This window comes from Micromonospora sp. NPDC048887, from assembly GCF_040649715.1.
GTDB lineage: Bacteria > Actinomycetota > Actinomycetes > Mycobacteriales > Micromonosporaceae > Micromonospora.
The window spans coordinates 264,029-288,044 of the sequence record NZ_JBEZGA010000007.1 but is presented as its reverse complement, the minus strand read 5'-3'; the positions used below and the strand labels follow the sequence as shown (position 1 = coordinate 288,044).

The following is a 24,016-nucleotide window of genomic DNA, read 5'->3' as shown; positions in this document are numbered from 1 at the left end:
TCGCAGAACCAGATACCGGAGACCTCTTCAGTTGTCGATCACCGCCACACCGTGACCTCGACGCTGCCAGCCCGACTTACGAAACACGCCTTAGGACGCCTTGGCGGGTGTGCCGGGAATCATGCCCCCGTGTAGGCGAACGCGGCCCAGTACCTCGGATCGACGTAGGGACGGTCGTCCGCCCGGCCCGGCGGCTCGACATCGGGCAGCAGGGCGGCCAGGTCGGTCCGCGTCGCGGTACGGAGCCACCGCTGGGCACGGCTGAGCGCCTCGGCAGGCTCGCAGCCCTCCTGGCACCACAGCCGGTAGAACGTGACCATCAGGTAGGTGGTGGCGAGATCGTCGACCGACCAGGCGGTCGCGATCACCCCGGCGAACCCGATCTGGATCAGGGCCGAGGGCAGGCCGACAGTCTCGTTGGGCAGCGCCGATCCACTGCGGTTGGTCTGACAGGCGGACAGCACCGCCAGGCGGCGGCGGCTCGGCTTCAAGGTCCGGCGTAGTTCCTCGAGCGTGACCTGCCGGTCCGCGAAGTACAGCCTGCTGTCCATGATCGAGTCAGGGTCGACGCTGCCGTGGCAGGCGATGTGCCACACGGTGTGTCTGTCGGCTGCGGCATGGAACTCCGCCCAGGTGCAGCCGTGCCGTGGCGACGTCGGCCTGCCGTTCCATCTGCGGGTGATCTCGGCGGTCTCCCGGCCGACATACCGAAGGTGTTCGCCGAGGCTCGTGCCGTGCCCGTCGGGCACGTCGATGGCGAGCAGTGTCTGCTCCGGGCCGGCGAGTTGCCGGGCAGTGCTGCGGCATCGTCGCAGGCTCCGGACGTTCGGCGCGTACCGGATCGCCGAAAACTGCCCGACGTGACGCCATTCGGTGTCCTCGTCGCCAGGGATGCCGGGCATTCCGGCGGCATGCAGCGGCAGGAGGCTCAGGAGGCCCACGGGCACCAGCGTGACCACCCGTCCCCTCGCACTCCACAGGACGACGTTCATCAGCCCTGCCTCCCAGAGGGTGCGAAGCGCCGCGGCAGTCCGGTCGACGCCCGTCGCTTCGAGCGGTTCGATGTCGCGGAGCCCGGGCAGGAGCGGGCTCGTGCTCAAGGAGACGGTTCGACCGGATGCCGTCGGGGTACCGGCCGCCACGTCACGGACCAGCTCGGTGACCGTGGCGCGGTCCAGTTCGGGCAGGTCGACGTACTGCGGGTCGTGGCGTGCGGCGACCACGAGCGCGTACCCGCCGGCCTTCGCGGCGCCGAGGTAGACCAAAGCGCCGTCTTCGGTCTCGGCGGTGATCGTGTCGTAGTCGGCGAAGAGGGCGAGTGGGTCCGTTCCGGTCACCTCCGCGACACGCCCGGCGACGTCACGGAGGTGCGACCACGACTGCCGTAGATCGGGGGAGGAGAGGCGCGTCCGATCGTCGAAGTCCTCGACGGCATGCCGGTACTCCTCCGCGAGGTCCGCCCGGCCGGCCGCTCCGAGGCGCTGGAGCACCGCCGCGTCGTCCCGGCCGATCACCTCGGTCAGTCCCACGGCCCGGCCGGTCTCCAGCGCGAGCACCGCCTCCCGGTAACGTCCGGTTCGCGCCAGCCAGTATCCGGCCTCCTCGGCGTACTCCTGCGCGGCGGCGAGAACCCGCTGCTTCGCGCGCGCTCCGTATCGCGTGACGGCGTCCTGGGAGGCCAGATCCACCAGGTACTGGTACGCCTCGGCGGCGTACCCGGCATCACCAGTGCCGACGGCCCACTCCGCCCACGCCACCGCCAGCCGGGCCCGCGCGGCGATGGTCCCGGTGGCGTCCATCGACTCGCGCCACGCCCGGTGGCGGCGCTCGTCGTTCGGTACGCCGGCCAGCGCGTCCCGGGCGGACAGCGCCTCTTGGAGCAGCAGGCGATCGTCCGCGTCCGGGCGGCGCCAGGGGCGGCAGCGGCCACGGACCAGGCGCACCGCTTCGCGTATGTCGCCGGCGGACGCGGCCCCGGACGACGCGGCCCGTCGCAACAGCAGCCTGGCGAGCGCGGCATCCGCGGCAGTGGCACGACGCCACCACCGCGAGCCCGCGGCCCGGCCTGACCGGCACCATCTGATGCCCTCGTCGAGTCGATGCGGATGGCTGGCCGCCGCGACCAGGCCGAGGGTGGCGAGGATCTGGGGCCGCAACGCCCGGGAGAGCCTGTCCTGCGCCTGCCAGCCGCTCGTCAGTTCCACGACCGCCGCGCGGAGGTTCCCGTTCAGCACGTGACGGCGGCCCCGCAGCAGAGACACCAGACCACGGCTGGAACCGGTGAGGTCGAGCCGGTCGATCAACTGATCGAGCGGCGCGGTGTCGTCGTGGGTCTCCGCCATGGCGAGGGCCGCCTCGGCGACAGCGAGGACGCGCCCCTCGTCCGACAGGGCAACGGTGGCGAGGTCCGGCACGTCGCCCGTCGGGGCGGGCCCTCCCCGGAGGACGCGCGGTGCCAGGACGGCCGGCATACCCGCCACGAGAAAGGAGGCCGACCTGTTCCGCCCCAGAGCGGCGCGAGTGTGGTGCAGCGCCCGCATCTCGGCGATCTTCCGGAAGGCGGCGTTATGCGCGGGCAGCAGGACGCCGGAGATGCGGTCCGCGACGTCGCGCAGCGCTGTGAAGAGTGCGTTCTCCTGCGGGTGGCCGATCGAGGATTCGCGCTTCAACACCATCAGGCACATGGATACGTAGGCGCGGGCCATCGTCCGTGTCAGGTTGTCCTCGTCCACGTTCCGCGTGTCGATGAACGGATGGCAGCTCAGCAGGTCCTCTATCGCCAGGTCGAGGTCGTCGAACGCGCTGGCGACGCGGACCAGGTCCTCCAGCCTCCCCAGCCAGAGGTTGAAGTCGCCGGTGCTCTGCCACTGCCGCGGCCGGGTCTGACGGTGCGCCGTCCACGCCCGGTGAGCCTCGGCCGGGCTGCCCCGCAGGTGTGCGTCCTTGTACGCCCACACATCCCGGGCGGCCTCGGCCATCCGCCGCCGGTCGTCGTCCGGGCTGTCCAGGTCGTGCCTGATCCGTTGTCCCCTGGCCTCGTGCGCCCACGGCTCCTCGAAGGTCGCATCGGTCGGCCTTCCGCACGTCGGACACGGGTGCGGCCACGACCGGGGCGCCGGGACGTCGCTCGTCCAGCAGCCGTCGTAGCGGCACTCCCAGCCCCGCACTGCCGCCTCGGGTGGCGCCAGGTATCCGTAGGAGGTAGGTGGCGGGCGTCGAACCAACGCGGTGACCGTCCTCGTGTGCGTCGCCGGCACCGGCTGCCGGACCTCGCCCCCTGCTGACGGACAGCTGTCCGTCAGCAGGGGGCATGGCATTCTTCCGACGACCGTCCAGCTCGCCGTTTCCGGACGACATGCTGCGGTGGCTCGACCTCTTCGGCCGGTACTCGTTCGACGTGCACGGCAGCGGGATCGACGACAGCAGCATGTGGGAACGCGTCGGGTCGCTGTACGAGTACGCGAGAAGCGACCGGGAGGGCTTCCTGGCCGCCCTGGGCGACCTCGTCGCCGACGATCAGGGCGGCTTCGCGACCTTCGGCGCGGCCCGGCTCGTCTGGGAGATGTTCGGCGGGGACGTGCTGACGATTCCCGCGGCGTGGCCGCTGATCGACGCGGGCATCGCCTTCAAGGCCGCGCGAGGGCTTCCGGACGCCCTGCTCACCGGCTACGAGCAGCAACGGCTCCAGCAGATCCGCGCGCAGCGCGGCTGACCCGCGATCGGCGTCGACTTCGTCCGATCGCAAGGAGGGAATGAACACCGTGGAAGGACTAGTCTGCTTCGGCATCGTGGCCGCACTGATCGGCATTCTCGTCTGGCAGTTCGTCGAGACACGAAATGCCACGGCGACCACGACCGTCGACACCACGTGCGATACCGCACTGGCCGCCGAGGTCGTACGAGGGGCCTTCGGTGGTCCCCGCGCAGTGTTGTGGACCGGCGCGAACGGGCCGGGAATGATCAATATGCGGCGGCGTGGAATCCGGGGTGGTATCACCTTGTCCATCGACATCGAACCGCAGCCCGGCGGGGGCTCCCGGTTGGCGATGTGGGCCTCGGAGACTGTCGTGTACATGGGGATCCTGGTGAACTTCGCCGGTGTGGTCAACCGGCGGAAGACGGCGATCGCGCGGCTGCTGGCCGACGCGGAGAGCGCCAGGGCCTCGGGCAGCTTCGGACAGTGACACCCGGGCTGTGGCTCCGGCACATCCGCGGAGGGCGGCAGGCCCTCCGCGGATGACCGCGTACTCGACCGGAGCGTCCCAACGGTGCACCGCCGCCGGGCGTCGGGAGTCCGCGATGCTAGCCTGCCCGTCTGGTATGGACAGTCTTCTCGACCGGGCTCAAGAGTGGATCGATGACTGATGGTTCGGACGCCCGGCGTTCGCGGTACCACGGCGACCACGCCCGTGACCGGCGCCGGCACCCGGGGTGGTGGCGGGTGACCCGGACCGCACCGGCGGTGGTCCGGGCCTCGCTCGCCGTCGTCGTCGCGGTGGCAGTGCTCGCGCTGGCCCCGCTCGCACCGGCGGCCCGCGCCGACGGTGAACAGGTCAAGTACTACCGGGTCGGGGCCACCCACCAGGGCGAGCCGGAGAACCTCACCGAGATCGCGGAGCGGTTCCTCGGCGACGGCGCGCGGTCGGCCGAGCTGTTCACCCTCAACGCGGGGCGGATCCAGCCGGACGGCGCCACCCTGACCGACGGCGCCCGGCTCCGGGCCGGCTGGGTGCTCGTGCTGCCGTGGGACGCGTACGGCAGCGAGGTCCGACAGGGCGTCCCGCCGGCCCCGAAGCGGACGCCCGGCGCGTCCACGCCGTCCGGGCGGCAACCGGATGCCGACGGCGACGCGGCGGCCGGCCCGCCGAAGGGGTGCCGCACCGCCGCGACGGCGCGCGCCCGGTCGCCGTGGGCCGGTCCGCGCGTCGCCGCCGACCGGGCGTGGCCGCACAGCCGGGGCCGGGACCAGCTCGTGGCCGTCGTCGACTCCGGCGTCGCCGGCAGCCTGCCCTCGCTCGCCGGCCGCGTGACGACGGGCGTCGACCGGGCGGCCGGCGCCGCCCGCGGTGACACCGACTGTCTCGGCACCGGTACGGCGATGGCCGGGCTGATCGTGGCGCGGCCGGTGAAGGGGTCGACGGTGGCCGGGGTCGCGCCGGACGCGGCGGTCATGCCCGTCCGGGTGGCGGGCCGGACGCCCGGCGCCTCGGCCGCGGCGAGCGTCGCGGGGATCCGGGCGGCGGTCGGCTCCGGCGCGTCGGTCATCGCGCTCGGGCCGCAGGTGGACCTCGGTCAGGCCGAGGTGGTGGCCGCCGTCAACGAGGCGGTCGACCAGGGCGCGGTGGTGGTGGTTGGCGCCGCGGGCGAGGCGGCGGCGCCGGACCCGGACGTGCCCCTGCACGACGCGGTGCTGCGCGTCGGCGGGATCGGTCCGGACGGGGGCACGGCCGAGCGCTACCGCTCCGGCGGCGTGGACGTGATCGCGCCCGGCGTCGACGTGACAAGCCTCGGCATCACCGGCACGCGGCCGGTGAACGGCACCGGCACCCACCTCGCCGTCGCGTACGTGGCCGGGCAGGCGGCGCTGATCCGGTCGGCGTACCCGGACCTCGACCCGGCGCGGGTCCGCAACCGGGTGCTGAAGACCGCGAGGACCACCGGCGGCGTCGCGCCGGAGATCGACCTGACCGCCTCCGTCACGGCCGTGCTGCCCGAGGAGGCGCCCCGCGCGCAGGCTGCCGAACCGGTGTCCGGCTCCACCACCGGGATCGGCCGCCGGGCGGCGTTGCTGACGCTCGCCGGGCTGGCGGCGCTCGCCGCGGTTCTGCTGGGCCTGCGTGCCCGCCGCCGGGCGGCAACGGGCGCCGGTGCCGGATCGGCCGAGGCGGCGCCGGCCACGACGACAGCCGTGTCCGCCGGTGCTGCCCCGGTGGAGCCGGCCGCGACCCGTGTGGATCCAGCAGTCCCCGAGGCGGCGCTCGCGAAGCAGGCCGGCCCTCACCGGACCTACGCCGCCCCGGCATCAGCCCGGCCGGCCGTCGCCGCTCCCGAGGACACCGGGCCCGCCGGCACCGGGGCGACCGCCGGCGGCGTACCCGCTGACCCCGCCCCCGAGGACACCGTTCCGGGCGACGCCGTTCCGGTCGGGCCGGACGTGACGGCGGCGGTGGCGGAGCTGAGCCGCGACCCCGCGCTGCGGCACCTGGCCGCAGACGAGGCGGGGATGGCGTACCTGGCCGAGACCCGCCCGGAGGCGCGGGAGAAGGCGCTCATCGGCCTGGTGCCGGGCATGGACGACGACACGGTGGCCGCGCTGCCGGCCATGGTGACGGCGCTGCCCGGCACCGACGAGCAGGAGCAGTCGCTCACCGGCGTCCTGGTGGACGTCCGGCGTCACCTGCGCGGCGACCCGCTCGCGCTGGACCGGGCGCTGGTCCGGGCCGGGAAGGTCCGTTGGCAGTCCCAGTACGAGCTGGCCGAGCACGTCACGTCGTACGCGCGGCAGCATCCGGAGCTGGCCCGGCTCGCCACCGCCATCGCCGAGACCCGCTGGTCGAGCGGGGCCGGGGAGCCGGCGCGGGGGAGCTGATCAGAGCAGCACGAGTTCCTGGGCCAGCATGTCGGTCCAGGTGCGCCGGGTGAAGTCGCAGCCGGTGTGCGCCACGAACTGCTCCAGGGTGCGTACCGGCCCGATGCCGAGCCGGTCGGCCGGCGGGGTGTGCAGCATGTAGAGCACCCGGCGGCGGCTCAGCTCCTCGCAGCGGGCCCAGTCCTGCTCGACGTGGTCGCTCCAGTGCCGCGGCCGGTCCTGCCGGATGTAGTAGTGCCAGGTCAGCACCTCGGTGGGGTGGAACAGGTCGTAGCCCCACGTGAAGGCGCGCAGGGCCAGGGTGATCTCCTCGCCGTGGAAGTAGATGCCCGGGTCGTAGGGCACCTCGGCGACGAACGAGCCGGGCGCGAAGAGGAACCCGGCGGCCAGGAAGAGCGCCGGCTTGGGTGGTACGCCGGGCGCGGCCCCCTCGATCAGGCGCTGGCCGAAGACGGGCACGCCGAACGTCGTCCAGTCGCTGACGATGATCTCGGCGGGCGCGCCCGCGCCGGTGAACTCCTGGTCGGGCTCGTAGCTCGGCGGGTACGCGGTCAGGATCGGCTTCGCCGCGCCCGTCTCCCGCGCCATCCGGATCAGGCGGACGTCCCAGTCCGGCGCGAACCGGGTGTGGCTGTCCACCTGCAACAGCCAGTCCTCGCCGCCGTACCGCTGGAACGTCTGGTCCCGGGCCCAGCAGGCGCCACGGCTGTCCCGGGCGTCGTACTCCCGCACGTCGACCTGTGGCAGGTTCCGGATGGCGGAGATGTCCTCGTCGCCGAGGTGCTGCCAGCACACCGCGACGCGGACGTCCTCCGGGTGCGCCGCCTTGGCCAGGCAGTCCAGCACCGTCGGCACGAGTTCCGGGTCCCGGTACGACGCGATCGCCACGAAGATCGTCACGCCTCCGCCGGGACGAGGGCGTACGACTGGAACAGCAGCGCCAGCGCCCGGTGCTCGTCGGCGGGGTCGGTGACCGGCGGCAGCCCGCCGCGCGACCGGATGTGGGCCAGCAGGTCCGGTTCCGGCGCCAGCCCGTAGGCCCGCAGGTAGTAGGCGACGGACTCGGGCCAGAGCCACCGGCCGTCGGTGCGGTAGGTCATCGGCACGACCCGGCCGCGTTCGGGCTCCACCACGTCGGGCCCGCGTGCGGTGGTGGCGAGCACCGGTGTGCCCGTCTCCAGGTACGCCGCCGCCCGGGCGAGGTCGGTGCCGGAGAGCCGTTCGTGGTCCGGCGCGAAGCGTGCCCCGTCGTCGTCCACCTCGTCGAAGACGCGGGCGATCCGCGGCGGCTCGGTGTCCCGGTCGGCCCAGAGCAGCGCGCCGGACCGGCGGGCCGCCGCGGAGTACGGCGGCAGCTTGTCGCCGGGCCGGTACACCTCGACCAGCGGGGCGGAGATTCCGGCGGCGCCCAGCGCCCGCATGACGTTCGCCGCCGTCCCGGCCCGCGGCCCCTCCGTCTCCAGCACGTAGACCGGCGCGGGCGGGATCACCGAGGCGGCCCACTCCGGGGCGATCCGCCATCCGCGCCACAGCGCCACCGCGCCGGGCTGTTGCCGCACGGCGGCGACGGCGACCCGGTCGGTGTCGTCCATCAGGCCCTCGCGGCCGGTCAGGTCGGCCAGCGGCGGCACCCGCCCGCCGAAGACACGCGGGTTCGGTACGGCCGACGCGAAGGTGAACGGCAGGTCGACCGGCCCGGGCGGCTCGGGCAGGGACACCGTGCCGGTGTCGGCGAGCCGCAGCCGGGCGTCGGCGAGCGTCGCGTCCGGCACCCGGCCACCGAGGTGCAGCAGCGCGGTGTGCAGGTGGTCCTGGTCCGTCATCTCCGGCCTCCTCTGGTCCTCGTCGGCGGGGCGCCGGCGCATTCGACCACGCGGGCCGCCGGGAGCGCCGCGCGGCGCCGGGGCTCGTGCCCGAGAGACACCGCGACCCGGGCCGTTCGTACACCCGGTCAGAGCGCTCCGGCGCGTACCAGCGCGGCGAGCGCCCGGTGGACGGCGACCGCGCCGGCCGGCGCGGGCGGATCGGCCCGGCACCGCCGCAGGTGCCACAGCAGACCCTCGTCGGCCAGCGTGCCCTCGTCGAGCAGCCGGTCGGCCACGTCGGCCGGCCAGACCCACACGCCGTCGGTGCGCAGGCGCGCGGTCAGCGCGGGCGCGGACCGCAGGTGGGCGACGAACGGCGCGACCTCGTCGTCGTCGACCGGCAGCCGCGCGTCCCCGTCGGCGGCCAGGCGTACCTCGCCGGGCGGTTCCGGGGCCCAGATCAGCGCGGACCGCGACCGGGCCGCCCACTGGTACGCGGGCAGCGGCAGGTCGTGCCGGTAGACCTCGACCGGTGCGGCGTGCCCGGCGTCGGCGAGCGCCGCCTGCCCCCGGTCGGCGATCACGGGCAGCTCGTCGTCGGGCGTCGCCGCCTCGACCAGGTAGACGCGCGCCGCGTCCACCGTGTCGTCCGGTCCCGGGGTGATCCGCCAGCAGCGCCACACCCCGGCGGTGTGCGCCGGGTCCAGCACGTCGAGCAGTACCTGGTCGAGGCCGTCCACGGTGCCGCCCGCTGTCTCGTCCACCACCGGCGGCGCGGCCGTCGCGTACAGCGGCAGGTCGGCCGGCGGGAACGGGATGAACACCGCCGCCGGGCCGGTGTCCACGTCCTCGTCCGCCGCCGGGTCGGGCAGCAGCGGCGTCTCCGGGGGCAGCAGCGCGGTGAGCGCGGCGATCTCGGCCGCGGACTGCGGGAACGCGCCGAGCAGCCCGGCCGCGCAGGCGCTCCGGTCGCCGTGCGCGAGCCGCGCGCGCAAGCCGGCGAGTTCCTGGTCCGGCATCCGGCCGGCGGCGCGCAGGCAGAGCAGGTGCAGCACGCCGGTGCTCATCGCGTCGCCGCCGTCTCGCGCAGGAAGGCGGCGGCCAGCCGGGCCGGCGCGGCCCCGCCGGCGTTGACGAGCGCATCGCGGTCACCGGCCACGGCCGCCAGTTCCGCCAGGTCGACCTGCCGCCAGCCGGGGGACGGCACCCGCGCCCGGTGTGCTTCGCCGGTCGCTACCACCACGCACCGTTCGTCGTCCGGGGCGGGTACGACAAGTGGCCGCCCGTCGCCGTTCACCGCCAGGTGCAGGGTGCCGGCGCGCAGGACCGCCCGCAGGTGCGCCGGCTGCGCCGCGCCGGCCGCGATCAGGCGCAGCAGCGCGTCGACCGGGTCGGTGGGGGAGTCCGGGAAGGACGGGCGGTAGTCCGGGTTGCTCCGGAACTCGCCCACCTCGCCGTCCTCGCCGACCTGCCACACCCCGACGACCGCCTCGAACGGCGGATCATCGTCGTCGGCCGGCCACTCCGGGTCGAGCAGGAACAGGAAGTCCACGTCGCTCATCCGGCGTCCTCGTCCGTGAACAGGAGCGCGTGCCAGACGAGCGCGGCGGCCAGACGTACCGGCTCGGGGCCGGACGGGTCGACGAGGACGTCGATGCCGTCCGGAAGCAACTCGGCCAGCTCGGCCGTCTCGACCCGGCGCCACCGCGGCGCGAAGGTGCGCGCCCGCTCCTCGGCCGAGGTGGCCACGACCACGCAGGGCATGTCGTCGAAGGAACGGACGATCAGCGGGCGGCCGTCGCCGTTCATCGCCAGGTCGAACCGGGAGCCGCGCAGCGCGGACTGGACCCGCTCCACCGGGGCGTCGCCGCGCATCATCCGGCGCAGCAGCACGTCCAGCGGCTCGGCGCTGTCGGTCATGGTTCCTCCGGGTGGCGGCGGTCCGCGTCGCGTACCTCGGCCGGACGCCGCCTGTCGTCGTGGCCGGGGGTGGGCGGGCGCACGGCACCGCCGGCGCCGGACGCCGGTGCGGTGGGCGTGGCGGCCCCGGTGGCCGGTCCGGCGACCGGCGGGACCGGGGCCGGTGGCCGGGCCACCTCGTCCTCGTGTGCCCGGTAGGCGTTCCACCAGGCGTTCTCCGCCTCCGTCAGGGCCCGCTCGGCCTCGGCGACGGACTCCGCTGTCGAGTCCGTCCGGGACGTCAGCCCGTCCAGGCGGGCCGCCGCCTCCGACATCTTCTTCGCCGCGTCCGCGACGGCGAGCGCGGACGCGCGCAGCGCGGGGGAGAGGTCCCGGCCGGTGGCGTCGCGGGCGGCCGCCTCGTCCAGCCGGACGACGAAGCCGCCCGGGACCCGGACCTCGGTGCCGGCCCGGTGCCGGCCGTCACGGGAACGGGCGACGAAACGGAACTCGACGTCGTACCGGACCGCCGCGGTGATCTTGTCGTCCGGGTCGGTGCGACGGATCGGCTTGCCGGTCGCGCTGACCGCCACCTTGCCCTCGTCCTTCACCTGGGCGCCCGGGTCGGTGCGGTAGAGCTGCTGCTCGACCAGCGAGGAGGCGTTGACGGCGGCGAAGTCCTGCCGCTCGCCCACCCGGCTCGCGCCGCCCGGATGACCGACCCCGCCGGCGACGAGCGGCCCGGCCGCCTTCACCGTGAGCGAACTGCCCGCTGTCCGCTCGTACTCGGTGTCCGTGTTGCGCTTCGCCGAGCCGCCGATCTTCACTGTGGCGTCCGCCCGCAGGAGGGTGGGACGGGCCACCAGGCGGGCGTCGAGGAACAGGTCGCGGCCCAGCGCGGCCGGCATCGGCAGCGGGAACGCGCCGTCCAGCATCGCCGGCAGCGCCTTGATCCGGCTCACCGTCAGGGTGTCGCGCAGCGCGGCGGCGACGTCCCGGCCGGGGTCGGCGCCGGAGGCGATGAGCGCCTGCCGGGCCGCCTCGTGCAGGCCGGGCAGGTCGACCAGGACGTCCTGGACGGCGAACCGGCCCGGCTCGGGCAGCCGGTCGAAGCCGGCCGCCTCGCGCCACGGCCGCCGGCCCTCGTCGGTGGTCTGCCCGGCGGGCACCGGAGTGACCGGACCGGAGACGGCAGGTGGCCTGCCCTCGGTCGCCGAGTACGTGGTGACGTCGCGGACCGCCTGGATCGACACGCCGCCCTCTGGCAGCCCGCGTCCGGTGACGGTGACGGTGAGCCGGACCGGCCCGCGGTACGTGGGCACCGGGCCGGACACGGTAAGCGACTGCTCGTACGTCCGGCCGGTGCGCTCGGTCGTCTTGGTGGCCTGGTTGCCGAGGGCGGCGGTGCCGCTGAGGCCGGCGGCGACGGTGCCGGAGGACGGGCCGTGGCCGGTGGTGCGGGTGGCGTCGTCCTGGACCCGGTCGGTCTCGGTGCCCTGCCCCCGCGCGGTCAGCGTGACCTGCGCCGCCGTCCGGGAGGTGGTGCGGGTCTGCGCCTCGCCGACGACCGAGCGGTCGGTGACCGACAGCTCGTCGACCAGCTCGATGCCGGTGAAGCTCGGCTCCGCCACCGGTTCGGCGGTCAGCGTGACGTGATACGTGGCACCCCGGAACCGCCGTTCCAGCCGTACCGTCTCGCTGCGGCCGCCGTTGAGCGCGTCGGCCAGGTGCAGGTGGGCGGCGCCGAGGAACCCGCTGCTGCCGAGCCCCCGGATCGGGTCGCCGGGGCCGCGGTCCCGGGTGGCCGGCAGGATCGCCTGGGCGAGTTCCTCACTGGACTCCCGGGCCACGGCACGCCGCAGGTGCGGGATGCGGTCGGTGAGGTCGACGTGGGTGGTGACGCCGCCGATGCCGAACGATCGTTCCGGCCCGGGCCGGAACGGCTGTGGTGTCGCGTCGGCCGGCGCGGCGGAGCCGGCCGCCTCCTCGTCCTGCCGCTGCTGCGCCTCGCGTACCAGGTCGCGTTCCCGCTGCTGATGCGCGGCCCGCGCGGCCCGCTCCCGCTCCTGCGTCTGCTTCAGCGCATCCACCGCCGCTCTGTGGCGCGCGTCCAGCTCCCCGAGTTCGCGCCGGTGGCGGTCCTGAAGGTCGGTGAAGGCGTCGTCGACGCGCCGCCGGTCCGTCTCGCCGACGTCGCGGTCCCGGCGGACCCGGTCGACGTACGCGCGGGCGGCGCGCAGCTCGGTGTGCTGGCGCCGCAGCAGGTTCCCGCGTTCGGTGGCCTGTTCGCTCACCATCCGGGCGACCTGCTCGCGCTGGTCGGCGCGCAGCGTCTCGGCGTCCTCCGCGTGCCGCAGTTGCAGGCGCACGTCTGCGGTGCCGTGCCGGCGGGCGCGGTCGCGGTCCTGGAGTCGCCTCAGCTCCGCCGGTGTCATCCGCATGACCACCGCGCCGGGCAGGGTGAGCCGCCGGCCGGCCCGCCGGGCCGGCGACCCGGGCCAGCGGCCCAGCGGGCGCAGGTTGCTGTCGTGCCGGGCCTCGGCCACCACCTCGGCCTCCACGTCCACCCGTACCAGCAGTTCGCGTTCGGCCCGGCCGCCGCCAAGGCGGAGCTTGGCGACCCCGGACGCGCTGCGCTCGCTGATCCGGCCCCAGGCCCGCCGCCACGGCGTGACGGACAGGATGACGGCGCCGCCGGGCCGGCCGGTGCTGCCGCCGTGGTCGGCGACCGGCCCGCTGACAGCGGCGACACCGGTGCCGGAGACGCTCAGCTCGGCCGCGCGCGTGTGCGTGCTCTTGCGGGCGGTGCCGCTGGCGAAGGTCCGCTTGACCCGGGCGAACTCGGCGCCGTCGAGCACCGTCGGGTTGGTCGGGCGCAGCCGTACCCGCACGTCGGCGCGGGCGTCGGCGGCCCGGCGGCCGTGCCACAGGTTGCTCAGCGCCAGCGGGCGGCTGAACAGCTCGGCGTCACCGGTGAGGCGCTCCGGTGACAGTTCGTCGGCGACCACAGTGGAGATCCGGCCGTCCTCGACGGCGTAGACGTCGTCCCGGGCGGCCTCACGCAGCGTCTCGACCACCGCCTCCTGCAACCGGTCGGCGCCGACGAACGACTCCACCCGGCGTCCGTCGAGGTCGTGCGGTCCGCCGGTCATCCGGCTCAACGGGGGCGGGTACGCGATGGTCTCCACGTCGCGGGGAGCCGGGCTGGGCTCCGCGTCCGGGCGTCGCCGGGAGACCCGCGTCTCCGGCACGAGCATGCGCACGTCGAGGCGGTGCGTGCGGGGACGCGTCTCGGACGAGGCGACGACGGTGGGCACGTCCCGGCCGTACGTCCCGAGGGAGAGCTGCCGCCCCGCCTGGTTGACCCGCACCGTGGACCGGGTCGTGACGGTCAGGTCGAGGGTGGCGGCGAACTCGCGCAGCCGTACCCCGGTGGGCTTGCCCTCGTCGTCGAGCTCCGGCCCGTGGTCGCTCTCGACGGACTGCCCCCCGGTGACGGCGCTCTCGTCGGTGGTGCCCCAGGTGATCGCGGCGCGCGGCCCGCCGAGCAGCGTCGAGGCGGCCTGGCCGAGCGGGCCCAGGACGCGGGGCTCCAGGCTCAGCTCGGCCGACCGGCTGTCGTCGCGGGCACTGGTCACCGTGGACCTGGCGGTCCGCTTGTCGGCGGTGCCGATCTTGTCCCGGTTGACCAGGTCACCGTCGGACACCTCGCCGAGGCTGCCCCGGATGGTCACCACAGTGACGTGGTCGTGGAACGTGCCGGTGCGGATCAGCGGGATCCTCAGCCCGGGCCCGACGATCCGGTCCGCCAGGTGGCGCAACTGGTCGGGGGAGAGCTGGGTCTTCAGGTCCGTGTCCCGGTTCAGCGCCGCCTGAAGCTCGGGCGTCAGCCCGTCGGTGAGCCGCGCGTCGCCGAAGTGCCGCAGCGTCTCCTCGGGCGTGGCCAGACGGAACCGGCGGTGACCGGGCACCGAGCGGACCGCGTCGGCGACCGTCTCGTACAGGCTCCGGTCGCCCACCCGGGTCAGGTACGCGCCGCCGAACGACTCGCCGTGCTCGACGCGGGCCGGTGCGAAGTGGGTGCGGGCGGTGCCGCGCCGTCCGCGCCACTCCAGGCCGTTCGGGTCTAGGGCGGTGCCGGGCAGCCGGTCGCCGGTGGTCCACTGGAGCGCGTCGACGGAACCGGACAGCATCCGTGGCGCGCGGCCCAGGACGCGCACCTGCACGCCGTACTCGACCCGGTACCGGACGCCCGGCGCGGTGCCCGTCACCGTCTGCTTGCCGCCGGTCCGCTCGGCGATCGTCTGGGTGGCGCCACGCTCCCGGCCGCCGCCGACCCGGGGCCCCACGACCAGGCTCAACGGCGCGGCGTCCAGTCCGGCGCCGCCGAGGCCCCACAGGCCCCACGGCCGCTTGGTGGTGGCGCCGCCGGTGCCCTCGCCGGCGAGCGCGGCCGTGTCGATGTGCGTCACCCCCTCGACCCGTTCCACCTCCTCGACGTGCCGGGCGACCAGGCGGACCTCGACCTGCCGGGCGCGGCCCGGGAAGAAGCGCCGCCATCCGGTGCGCGCGGCGCGCGGCAGCGCACCCGACCGCACCCAGCCGTCGTGGACGTTCGCCGGGTCGGTGACCACCATCTTCGGCAGGCTGCCGGAGATCGACGCCGTGCTGAGCAGCTTCTGCATCACCGGGCGGCCGGGTGCGCCGATCCGGACCAGGTCGGCCATGCCGTCCTCGGCGAGGATCGCCTCCACCTGGTCGAAGAACGTGGCGTCCGGATCGGCCGGCCGGCTCCGGACGCTCTCCACCCCGAACCGGTCCGGCACCGGCGCGCCGAGCGTGCGGTCCGCGGCGGCCGGCGCTGTCGCGTCTGCCGTCCGCAACCCCGTGTGTACGGCGAGAGCCACGGTGCCCGAGGCCTCGACCGGTCCGGCGGCGGGACGGCCGGGCCGCACGAGCCGGGCGACGAACCGGACCGGCACCGTCACCTCGGTCAGCCCCGCGACCTTGACCGTCGTGGTGGACGTGAACGTGTCCTTGTGCTCGGCGGAGTGCTCGGTGACGGGCGCCGTCGGCACCGAACCACCGACGCCGACCACGACACCGGGTATCGCCGTGACAGTCACCTTCGGCTCGACCCGCTGGTCCCGGTTGTGGCGCAGCTTGTGGGTGAGGTTCTCCCGGGTCTTGGCGGTGACCTTGCGCTTGTCGTCGTGGGCCCGGTCCACGCGGACCGCGTCCCAGTCGAGGACGGCGGTGACGAGCAGTTCGGCCGGGTGCCCCCCGATCGTGACCGGGTAGGGGCGGCCCTCGCCGAGGAACTGGTCCACGTCGTCGCGGCTGTCCGCCGCCACCGCGTCGACGAACTCGTCGGACAGGCCGGGGTCGAGGGTGCGCAGCGCCGCGCCGAGGTCCGCGTTCTCGGTGGCGCGCAACTGCTCGGCGAGCCCGAGGGTCCGGCTCTCCCGCAGGTAGGACGACAGGCTCCGGCGTACCTCGTCGGATGACGGCAGCGCCGAGGTGGTCCCGGTGGTCGCCGGCGACGCGCCGGCCCCGCCCACGGCGTCCTCCCGGGTGGTGGTCCCTTCCGCGGCGCTCTCTTCCGCGGTGGCCCTCCCGGTGGCGGTCTCGGCTGCGGTGGTCTCCGCGGTGGTCGTCTCCGCGGTGGTGGTCTCGCCCGCTGTGGTTTCTTCTACGGTGTCTCTCGTGGCGGTGGTCCCGGTGGTCGTGTCGTCCTCGGCTGTCGACCAGGTGACCGGGGCGTCGTCGCCGTCGTGGTCGTCGCTGCCGTCACCGTCGTCGTGCTCGCCGAAGCCGGCGCCGAAGTCGCCGAAGCCGTCGTCGTCGCCGTCGCCGAACAGGTCGAAGCCGCCGGGCTCGCTGCCGGTGTCGGTGTCGTCGGCCGGGGCCGGCGGCGGTGGCTCCCGGCGGGTGTAGGTGACGTGGCCCGCCGGGTCGATCGTGCGGACCAGTTCCAGCCGGCTCAGCGGCCGGGCGCCGATCACCGGGTAGTCGCGCGGCGTACCGGCCGGGTCGTCGTACACGACGAGGTGCACGTGGGTGCCCCGGGCCGCGGCGAGCTCGACCACGTCGTGCGCGTTGCCGATGCCGCGCCGCTCGGCGTCGTCGACAGGCGTGTCGCGGCGCCGCCCGCCGGGGTCGGGGGCGAGCGCGGCCCGGACGAACTGGCTGTTGTCGTACGGATTGCGCCGCCGCATCGCCGCGGCCTCGTCGAGACTCATCACGTCCCGTCCGGCGCGGAGCGTGCTCAACCGCAGGGCGTCCGCGTCCCCTCCGGGCAGCTCGGCGGCGATCGCGTCGTAGAGCGAACCGGGTTGCCTGTCGATCCCGCCGCGGACGGCGACGGCGGTGGCGACGGCGAACTCCTGCTGGATGGTCCCGGGGTCGTCGGACGTCGCCATGAGGTGCGCGGCGACGAGACGCTGGCTGTTCGGCAGGCCCACGGTCCGGGCCGGCCGCGACGGATCCAGGTCGAGGTCGACGGCGGGCGGGACGTCCGGCGCCGGACCGGTGTCCGGCGCGGGCAGCGAGACGGCGGTGACGTACCGGTTGTGCGGTTGCGCGCCGAGCTGCCGGAGCTGCCGCGCGGTGAGCGACTGCTGCCACGTCGGCGATCCGGCTCCGGCGTCGGTGGGCGCGGCGAACGGCTTCGAGGCGGCGACGTTTGGCTTGCGCAGGTCGGCCCGGTACTCCTTGAAGCCGGTGCCCTCGGTGTAGAACAGCTGCCGGTTGGCGTTCGTGGGCACGGCGTGCGACTGCGGGAGGGCGTGGACGACGGCGAAGTCGGCGGCGAGCCGGGACAGGTCGGTGGGCGTGGCGGCGCCCACGAAGTCCGTCATGAACGCCAGGTCGCGGTCGGGATGCCTGTTGTTCTGCGACTGGACCTGCACGTCGACGGTGAGGACGTCCGCGGGCAGGCCGGCCGGCGTCGCCGCGCCGTGGGCGACGGCGAGCTCCTCGCCGTACGCCTGGTGCAGGCTCTCGGCCAGCATGAGGAACTCCGCGCCCGCCTCGCCGAACCGGACCTCGGGCCGGCCGAGGGTGAGCAGGCCGTCGACGAACAGGTTCGGCTCCGGCGAGTACGGGAGCATCGGGTGGACGGTGGCCTGCCGGTCCCGGGACCGCATGTCCTCGTCCACGGCGTCGGTGAAGTCCTGGACGAAGGCGTCCCGCCCGGCCTGCGTGTCGAACGTGGCGAGGCCCTCCAGGACGGCGGTCAGCTTCTGCCGCTCGATCCCGAGTTCCCGGCGCGCGCCCGGGCCGCGTGTGGTGAGGTCGGCGATCCTCGCCTGGTGGTCGCGTACACGCCGGTCCAGCCGCTCACGGGTACGCCGGATCAGCTCCTCGGTGTCGCCGACCCGGTAACCACCGGAGATCATCAAAGGCCGGGCCGGCGGCTCGTCCTGCGGTCCTGTCGACTCCGGGTCGAAGCGGGTCCGGCCGTCGATGCGGTCGAAGACGTGGGTGCCGTCCGCCGTCGTACGGGCACCCCGGTCGAAGTCCTGGATCGACACGTACGGGTAGCGCCGCTCCTCGCGGGCCGGGTCGCCCTGGACGAGGCCCTGGATCGCGGCCACCGTGTCGGGGTCGCGGAGCACCTGGTTGCGGGTGCGGCCGTACGGGAACTTGCCGCCCTTCGTGCCGACCGCGTAGCCGTTCACCGCCACCGGCACGTCGAGGCCCTCCACCAGCCGGGCGGCCCGGGCGACCGCGTCCCGGAAGGCGAGGTCGGGCGTCTCGGCGGTGGTGTTGACGCCGAAGACGAACGCGACAGTGGTGCCGGGGGCGAGTCCCTCGGTGACGGCGCGGACCACCTCGGGGATCTGGTCGACGTCCTCGGCGGGCAGCATCGAGTTGACGACGAACCCGATCGGCGCTCCCTCGTCCTTGAGCGCGGCACTCACCTGCCGGTAGTTGCCCGGACCGACCTCGCGGGTGTGCCGGGTCAGCTCGTCGAACCGCGCGTTGCGGCCGCCCGCCACCCGTACCGGCTCGAAGCGGACCGGCGCCGTCCGGGGCGGCAGCCCGCCGCGGTCGGGCGAGAGCACGGCATCCTGCTGACCGGCGATCCGGTCGACGTTGCGCGCCAGCAGCCCCGGATCGTGCTCCGGCGTGGTGGTCGCCATCAGCGAGGTGTCGCCCTGGACGAACGTGGCGTCCAGGGCGCGGTCCGCCACCGGGTACTCGTCGCGCAGGCCGAGGAAGTGCCCGATCTCGTGCGCGAGATCGAGGTCGGACGAGTGCGTCGACCAGGTGGTCTGGGTGGCCGGCGCCGGAGTGCCGTGCAGCGCGACGGTGGCGTGCGCCTCGCTGGGCGTCGCCACGAACTCCACAGTGACGTTCAGTTGATCGTCGCCGATCCGGAAGCCCTGGTTGTAGACGCGGTCCACCGCGTCGCGTACCCGGGTCTGGATGTCGGGCCGGGCGGAGGCCGCCGTGGCGTCCCGCGCGTCGAGGAAGACCTTGACCGTGAAGTCCTGCACGTCACGGTCGCCGAGGTCCAGCACCCGATGGTCGTACGCGATGCGGTTGTCGACCGCGTCGAGGCGCAGGCGGGGCCGGTCGTCGGCCGGAAGGGGCAGACCGGCCTGCTCGTACGAGCGCGCGACCACGCCGGGCACGCGGGTGTCGGGGTGGGGTCCCCGGTCGATGACGTCGTACGCGCTGGTGTTCGCGACCCGGTGCGGCGCGGTGTCGCGCTGCGCGGCGCGTGCCTGGGCGATCTCGTCGCGGGTCTTGGGCACGTCGAACCGGGGCGGCGGGGTGCCCTGCTGACGTGCGGCGGTGTCGATCGGGGGCGCGCTCGGCGACGTGTCGGCGCGCGGGCGGGCGTCCGGGTCCAGTGGCAGGCCGGTGACCGTGGCGAGGGCCTGGTCGACCTGATCGGAGCCGGGCTCGCCGAGCGCCTCGCGCCATCTGTCGAAGTACGTGCGGACGGCGCCGTCGCGGTCCTCGACGAAGTCGCGCAGCGCGTCCGGGTCCGTCCCGGTACGGAGGTGGTGCGACGCCCGGTCGAGCAGAGTGCGGCCACCGGTGAGCTCGGGGTCGTCGTGGAACGACGCGGGCTCGTGTTGCCAGGGGCGGGTGTCACCTGCGGACGCGGTCACGGAGAGCGTGGGTCTGCCCGCCGCGAGCGACTCCTGCCAGGTGTTCGCGCCCTCGGTGGCCACGAGCGTGGCGCGCTCGCGCAGCCCGGCCATCTGTTCCGGCGTGACGCGGGGCAGGGCGGCGACGTGGACCGGGGCCCCGGCCGTGGGAAGGGCCCGCGTCGCGTCGCCGACCACCAGGACGACTGTCGGCCGGTCCTGCCGGGCGCCAGTCGTCAGCCGGCGGACCACGTCGCCGTGCTCCGGCGTGACCCGCGTCTTGCCGTAGTAGACGAGCACCACGTCGGTGCCCTCGTCGTCGACCAGGTCCGCGAGGCCGTCGGCCCCGGAAACGCCGGTGTCCCTGATCACCGCCCCGGCACTGGGCGGCGGGGTTGCCGATGGTCGGCCACGGTAGGACGGGACACCGGTCAGGATCGTGTCGAGATCCTTCACCGGCGCGTTCGGGCTGTGGAACTGGCGGGGGAACTTGTCCCACAGGAACGGCTGGAGCGTGAGCAGGTCGTGGTCGCCGTGGGCGTCGCGTAGCCGGCGCACCCAGGACTCCTGGAACCACTCCTTCCGCTGATCGTCGGTCATCTCCGACTCGTCGTCGTTCTTCGGCACGTCGACGGCGGGCAGCACGGTCAGGACCGTGCCCGGGGGGAGCGGGTCGGCGCCGATCTGGTCGAGGCGCAGGCCCTGCGTGTTGTTCTGCTCGTCCTCCGTCTTCTTCCGGAACCCCGGCTGCAGCTCCTTCTGCCATTCGGGGGCCTGCGCGGCGCCGGGCCACTGCCTCGTCTTCCAGTTCACCTCCGTGCGGAGGGCGGCGGCGGCCTTCTGCTCGGCCGGCTGTTGCGGTCGCATGACGACATCCATGTCGCCCCGGCGACCGGTCCACTCGCGGTGGAACAGATCGTAGGAGCCCACCGGGTCGTCGAAGTCGGACTGCCGGCCGAGCTGCCCCGCGTAGTACGGCGTCTTGTTGCTGGGATAGGTCAGCACGACAGTGCCCCGGTAGCCGGTAGCGGCCAGCCCGTCGAGCATGGCGACCGTCGCGGCCTGGTGGCCCAGTCCGGGTGAACCCTGGTCGAGGACGTGCACCACCTGGTACTTCACGGTGAGCCTCTGCCCGACCGCCGTCGGCACGGGCTGCTGCCGGGGCGGCAGCGTGGCTGTGGAGAGGTCCGCCCTGGGTGGTGGGGCGGAGTTCCGGTTCGCCGGTCCGGGCGCCGGAGGCGGCGGGAACCCGGGCGCGGCCGGAGGCGGCGGCATCCCCAGCGGTGGAGGCATCCCCGGGGGAGGCGGCGGGCCCTGAACACCCAGCGCGGCACCCGGTGGCGGTGGTGGCGGTACCGGGACACCCGGCGGTGGCGGCGGTGGCACCGGGACGCCCGGTGGCGGCGGCGGTGGTGGCGGGGCCGGGGCGCGCGACGGGACCTGCGGGTTCGGGTACGGGTCCGGTGTCTGCTCGCGCGGCGCCTGCGGTGCCGGAAGGTCGCGCACCGGTCCGGCGGTCAGCGCGACGTCGTGGATCGTCGCCAGATCCTGTGCGGTGAGATAGTCGACCGGCCCGGCCGAAATCCCGTCCTGCTCCGACATCGGCAGCGTGTCGACCTCGACACCCATCACCCCCGGCCGGGGCACGGTGGTGAAGAGGTGCTCGGGGGCCTGGTGACCCTCCTTGGCCCCGAGGTAGTGCATCACCTCGTGCACCATCACTGGCAGGCGGTCGCCGGTGTTCCACACGTGCTGGTCGGTGCTCACCCCGTCCTGCGAGGTCACCTCCACCGGCGGGTTACGGCGTGGGTCGGCCTGCCAGTCGCGGGTCATGCCGTCGCGCCACGGGGGAGTGTCGACGACCAGGTCGATGTGCAGCAGGCGACCGTCGGGCAGCGTGTATCTGCCGTTGACCATCTCGTCGACGGTGCGCTGCACCGTCGCCGCGAAGTCGCGCAACTCCCGCGGGGACATCTGGTCGTTCTTCGAGACCAGATCCAGGTGTACGTCGAACGACCGGTAGTCCCGGCCGTCGGCGGTGAACTCCCTTGTGGTGAAGTCGATCGTCGTGATCTCGCCGCGCAGCAGGTGGGTGCCGGGGACGACGGTGTCCTTCCAGGGCACGTACCGTTCGGTGCGCAGCCGTTTCGGCTCCGCGCTCGCCTTGGCCTGCTGGAACTGCGGGCTCGGCGTGGGCCGGGTGGGCGCGGGAAGGTCCGCGCCGGCGATCGGCGCGGGAGGGGCCGGCGTCGGCTCGACGGTCCCGTGCTGCTGCGTCGTCGCTCCGTCCGGCGTCGGCGTGGTGTCGACGGCGCCCGTCTCCGGGTCGCCGGCCCGGCCCGTCCCCGTGCCGGGACCGTCGGCGTCGACCTGGGCATCCGACGTGCCGTCGCCCGGCGTGTCGACGGCGGCGACCGGGCCGGGCACCGCGACGACCGGCTCCGGTGAGGACGGTCCCGCGACACCGGGGTCGGTGGCCGGTGAGGCGGCCACGGCCGGACCGTCGACCGAGATCCCGCCGACGGGCGCCAGCGGCGGCGGGGGCGCCTCCGCGGCGCCGGCGACGTCACGCGGGGAAGCGGCCGGACGGCCGGTGGTCGCCGGATCCGTGGACGACGTGCTCGTGGTCGGTTGGCCGGTGCTCGGGGTCCCGGTCGGCGAACCCGTGGACGCGGTGGTCGGCGGCGAGCCAGTGTTCGGCGAGCCGGTAAGCGGGCTGCCGTTGGTGCTCGGTGTGCCGGTGCCCGGCGTGGAGGTGCCCGGTGTGCCGGTAGGTGGTGTGCCGTTGGCGGTCGCCGCGCCCGTGCCGGGCGTGCCGGTGGACGGTGACGGGCCGGTCGGGACTGCCGCCGGGCCGGCGGCGGTGGCGGGCGGGGCCACGGGCGCCGGTGTGTCGAGAGCGGCCGGCCCGCCGTTCGACGCCGGCGCGTCGAAACCGGGAAGGCCGCCGCCGTGGGGCGTGGTGAGGCCGGCGACGGCGGCCGGGGTGCCGGTCGTGGGCGCACCGGTGCTCGCCGGGCTGCCGCTCGGCGCGCCCGTCGCGTCCGCGCGCGGCGACGTCCCCTCGGTGCCGGCGGCCGGGCTCGGCCCCGGGGCGGGACCGCCGGCTCCACGCGGGTCGGTGCCGGTCGCCGGGGTCGCGGCGCCGAGCCCGCTCGGGCTCTGGCCTCCGGTGCCGTTCGGGCTCGTGTCGCCGTTCTGGATGCCGCCCTGTGACCCGTCGCCGATCTGACCGCCGACGCCCGGACCATCCACGGCCTGTCCGCCTGCGGTCTGCCCGCCCGAGATCTGTCCGCCCGGGGCTCGGCCGTCGGCGGTCTGGCTGCCCGGAGCCTGGACGCCTGAGCTTTGGCCGCCCGAGGTCTGGCCGCTGGGAGCCGGGCCGCCCGCAGCAGTCTGACCGCCCGGAGCCGGGCTCGGAGCCGGGCTGCCCGGAGCCTGGCCGCCTGGAGTGGTGTCCCCGGCACTGCCCTGGCCGGCAGCCGGATCACCGGCGCCCTGAGGCGACGGCCCCCGGGTTCCGGCCTCGCCCGGGCCGGACCCCTGACCGGCGCCTCCGGTGGTCGGCCCGCCCGAGGGCTGCGGACCCGGGCCACCGCTCTGACCGCCCGGGCCGGTGGGAGAGCCGACGGGTGGGGGTACTGCTGGCCCGTCAACTGTCGTCGTCGGCGGCGTGGGCGCGGTGGTGGTGAGGTTCTTCGTCTCGATCGTCGGCGGTGGCGCCCCGGCGGCGGCGCCGGGGCCGTAGCTCTGGCCGGCAACCGTGGCGTAGTGGTGGGCCATCCCGCCGATCATCGACGAGCTCATGGTGGCCCACGGGTTGAAGCCTCCGCCGCCGACCATCATGGTGAACAGGCCCTCGAACAGCGTCTCGGCGAGCGCCGACAGCCCTTCCCGCGACAGGACGTTGTTATTGATCTTCGGGAAGAACTTGCCGCCGATCATCTGCATGCCGCTGACGCCCGCGCCGATGAAGGCGCCACCGGCGAACGCCAGCCCGAGGTCCTTGTAGTCCAGGGACTTGCGGTTGCCCTCGATGATCTGGGTCACCTGGGCGGCGGCGCTCTGCCAGAGTTCCTCCAGCCCTTCCTGGAACGCCTCCCAGGTCAGCCGCATCAGCAGGTTCCGCAGCCGCTGGCGGAGCAGGCCGATCAGAGCCCCGACGATCTCCTGACCGATCCTGATCAGGGCGGGCACCGCCGCCGCGCCGAAGCCGGAGGCCAGCGCGATGGCGATCTCGACGACCTGGGTGAAGGCCGCGATGACGATGTTGTACTGGGTGTTCTCCGAGTCCAGTGCGAAGTTGTAGGCCGAGCCGCCCAGGGCCAGGGCGATGTTGCCGCCGGCCGGCACGTTCTTGGTGATCCCCACCTGGTAGTGCTGGAACGCGTCCATCGCCGGGCCGGACAGGCTCCCGGCCAGCCCGTAGCCGAGGTTGGCGGTGGCACCCATCCCGTTGAGGATGGTGCTGCTGAGCGCGTACAGCTCGTCGCCCATGGCCCGCAGGGCGGTGGGGTCGGCCTTCGGATACTCCTCGCCGACGGCGACGAGGATCAGGTCGTACGCCCACTGCCACTGCGGGTCGTTGGGGATGTGGAAGTCGGGCATGTCCTACC

Annotated in this window: 10 protein-coding genes; 3 read left to right on the top strand and 7 right to left on the bottom strand. The window is 74.6% G+C overall.

Annotated elements, in window-relative coordinates; all coding sequences use genetic code 11:
• Positions 1–119: 119 nt before the first annotated feature.
• On the bottom strand, positions 120–2,978 hold the full coding sequence (locus AB0C17_RS14430; RefSeq protein ID WP_357478813.1) for a CHAT domain-containing protein: 2,859 nt from the start codon (positions 2,976–2,978) through the stop codon (positions 120–122).
• Between the two features lie 332 nt (positions 2,979–3,310).
• Here AB0C17_RS14430 and AB0C17_RS14425 point away from each other — a divergent pair, with 332 nt between their 5' ends.
• From AB0C17_RS14425 to AB0C17_RS14415, 3 genes are all read left to right on the top strand, one after another.
• The gene (locus AB0C17_RS14425; RefSeq protein ID WP_357387192.1) at positions 3,311–3,712 is read left to right on the top strand and encodes a hypothetical protein; all 402 of its coding nucleotides are present in this window, start codon (positions 3,311–3,313) and stop codon (positions 3,710–3,712) included.
• A 40-nt stretch (positions 3,713–3,752) separates the two neighbouring features.
• The gene (locus AB0C17_RS14420) at positions 3,753–4,184 is read left to right on the top strand and encodes a hypothetical protein (RefSeq protein ID WP_357387190.1); all 432 of its coding nucleotides are present in this window, start codon (positions 3,753–3,755) and stop codon (positions 4,182–4,184) included.
• Positions 4,185–4,357: 173 nt separating this feature from the next.
• On the top strand, positions 4,358–6,589 hold the full coding sequence (locus tag AB0C17_RS14415) for a S8 family serine peptidase (protein WP_357478810.1): 2,232 nt from the start codon (positions 4,358–4,360) through the stop codon (positions 6,587–6,589).
• Here the strand turns inward: AB0C17_RS14415 and AB0C17_RS14410 are convergent, their stop codons facing one another.
• The 6 genes from AB0C17_RS14410 to AB0C17_RS14385 all read right to left on the bottom strand — a co-directional run bounded on the left by AB0C17_RS14410 (position 6,590) and on the right by AB0C17_RS14385 (position 24,008).
• Positions 6,590–7,489 (bottom strand): GlcNAc-transferase family protein, encoded by a 900-nt coding sequence (locus AB0C17_RS14410; protein WP_357387186.1) that lies wholly within the window; start codon positions 7,487–7,489, stop codon positions 6,590–6,592.
• On the bottom strand, positions 7,486–8,412 hold the full coding sequence (locus AB0C17_RS14405; protein WP_357478807.1) for a hypothetical protein: 927 nt from the start codon (positions 8,410–8,412) through the stop codon (positions 7,486–7,488). The genes AB0C17_RS14410 and AB0C17_RS14405 overlap by 4 nt, the downstream gene beginning before the upstream one ends.
• A 128-nt stretch (positions 8,413–8,540) precedes the next feature.
• Positions 8,541–9,461: a hypothetical protein gene (locus AB0C17_RS14400; RefSeq protein WP_357387182.1), complete on the bottom strand. Its 921-nt coding sequence runs from the start codon at positions 9,459–9,461 to the stop codon at positions 8,541–8,543.
• Positions 9,458–9,955 carry a type VII secretion system-associated protein gene (locus AB0C17_RS14395; protein ID WP_357387180.1) on the bottom strand — a complete coding sequence of 166 codons (498 nt, stop codon included), beginning with the start codon at positions 9,953–9,955 and terminating at the stop codon, positions 9,458–9,460. Before AB0C17_RS14395 ends, AB0C17_RS14400 begins: the two co-directional genes overlap by 4 nt.
• Complete coding sequence (locus AB0C17_RS14390) at positions 9,952–10,314, bottom strand: type VII secretion system-associated protein (RefSeq protein WP_357387178.1); 363 nt, start codon at positions 10,312–10,314, stop codon at positions 9,952–9,954. Before AB0C17_RS14390 ends, AB0C17_RS14395 begins: the two co-directional genes overlap by 4 nt.
• Positions 10,311–24,008 (bottom strand): hypothetical protein, encoded by a 13,698-nt coding sequence (locus AB0C17_RS14385; protein ID WP_357478803.1) that lies wholly within the window; start codon positions 24,006–24,008, stop codon positions 10,311–10,313. The genes AB0C17_RS14390 and AB0C17_RS14385 overlap by 4 nt, the downstream gene beginning before the upstream one ends.
• Between the last annotated feature and the right edge of the window lie 8 nt (positions 24,009–24,016).

What these genes read in the sequence shown, in the direction of transcription:
- AB0C17_RS14400 (WP_357387182.1), bottom strand. Translation starts at nt 9,461, where the DNA reads ATGAGCACCGGCGTGCTGCACCTGCTCTGCCTGCGCGCCGCCGGCCGG.
- AB0C17_RS14430 (WP_357478813.1), bottom strand. Translation starts at nt 2,978, where the DNA reads ATGGCCGAGGCCGCCCGGGATGTGTGGGCGTACAAGGACGCACACCTG.
- AB0C17_RS14420 (WP_357387190.1), top strand. Translation starts at nt 3,753, where the DNA reads ATGAACACCGTGGAAGGACTAGTCTGCTTCGGCATCGTGGCCGCACTG.
- AB0C17_RS14415 (WP_357478810.1), top strand. Translation starts at nt 4,358, where the DNA reads ATGACTGATGGTTCGGACGCCCGGCGTTCGCGGTACCACGGCGACCAC.
- AB0C17_RS14395 (WP_357387180.1), bottom strand. Translation starts at nt 9,955, where the DNA reads ATGAGCGACGTGGACTTCCTGTTCCTGCTCGACCCGGAGTGGCCGGCC.
- AB0C17_RS14425 (WP_357387192.1), top strand. Translation starts at nt 3,311, where the DNA reads ATGGCATTCTTCCGACGACCGTCCAGCTCGCCGTTTCCGGACGACATG.
- AB0C17_RS14390 (WP_357387178.1), bottom strand. Translation starts at nt 10,314, where the DNA reads ATGACCGACAGCGCCGAGCCGCTGGACGTGCTGCTGCGCCGGATGATG.
- AB0C17_RS14405 (WP_357478807.1), bottom strand. Translation starts at nt 8,412, where the DNA reads ATGACGGACCAGGACCACCTGCACACCGCGCTGCTGCACCTCGGTGGC.
- AB0C17_RS14385 (WP_357478803.1), bottom strand. Translation starts at nt 24,008, where the DNA reads ATGCCCGACTTCCACATCCCCAACGACCCGCAGTGGCAGTGGGCGTAC.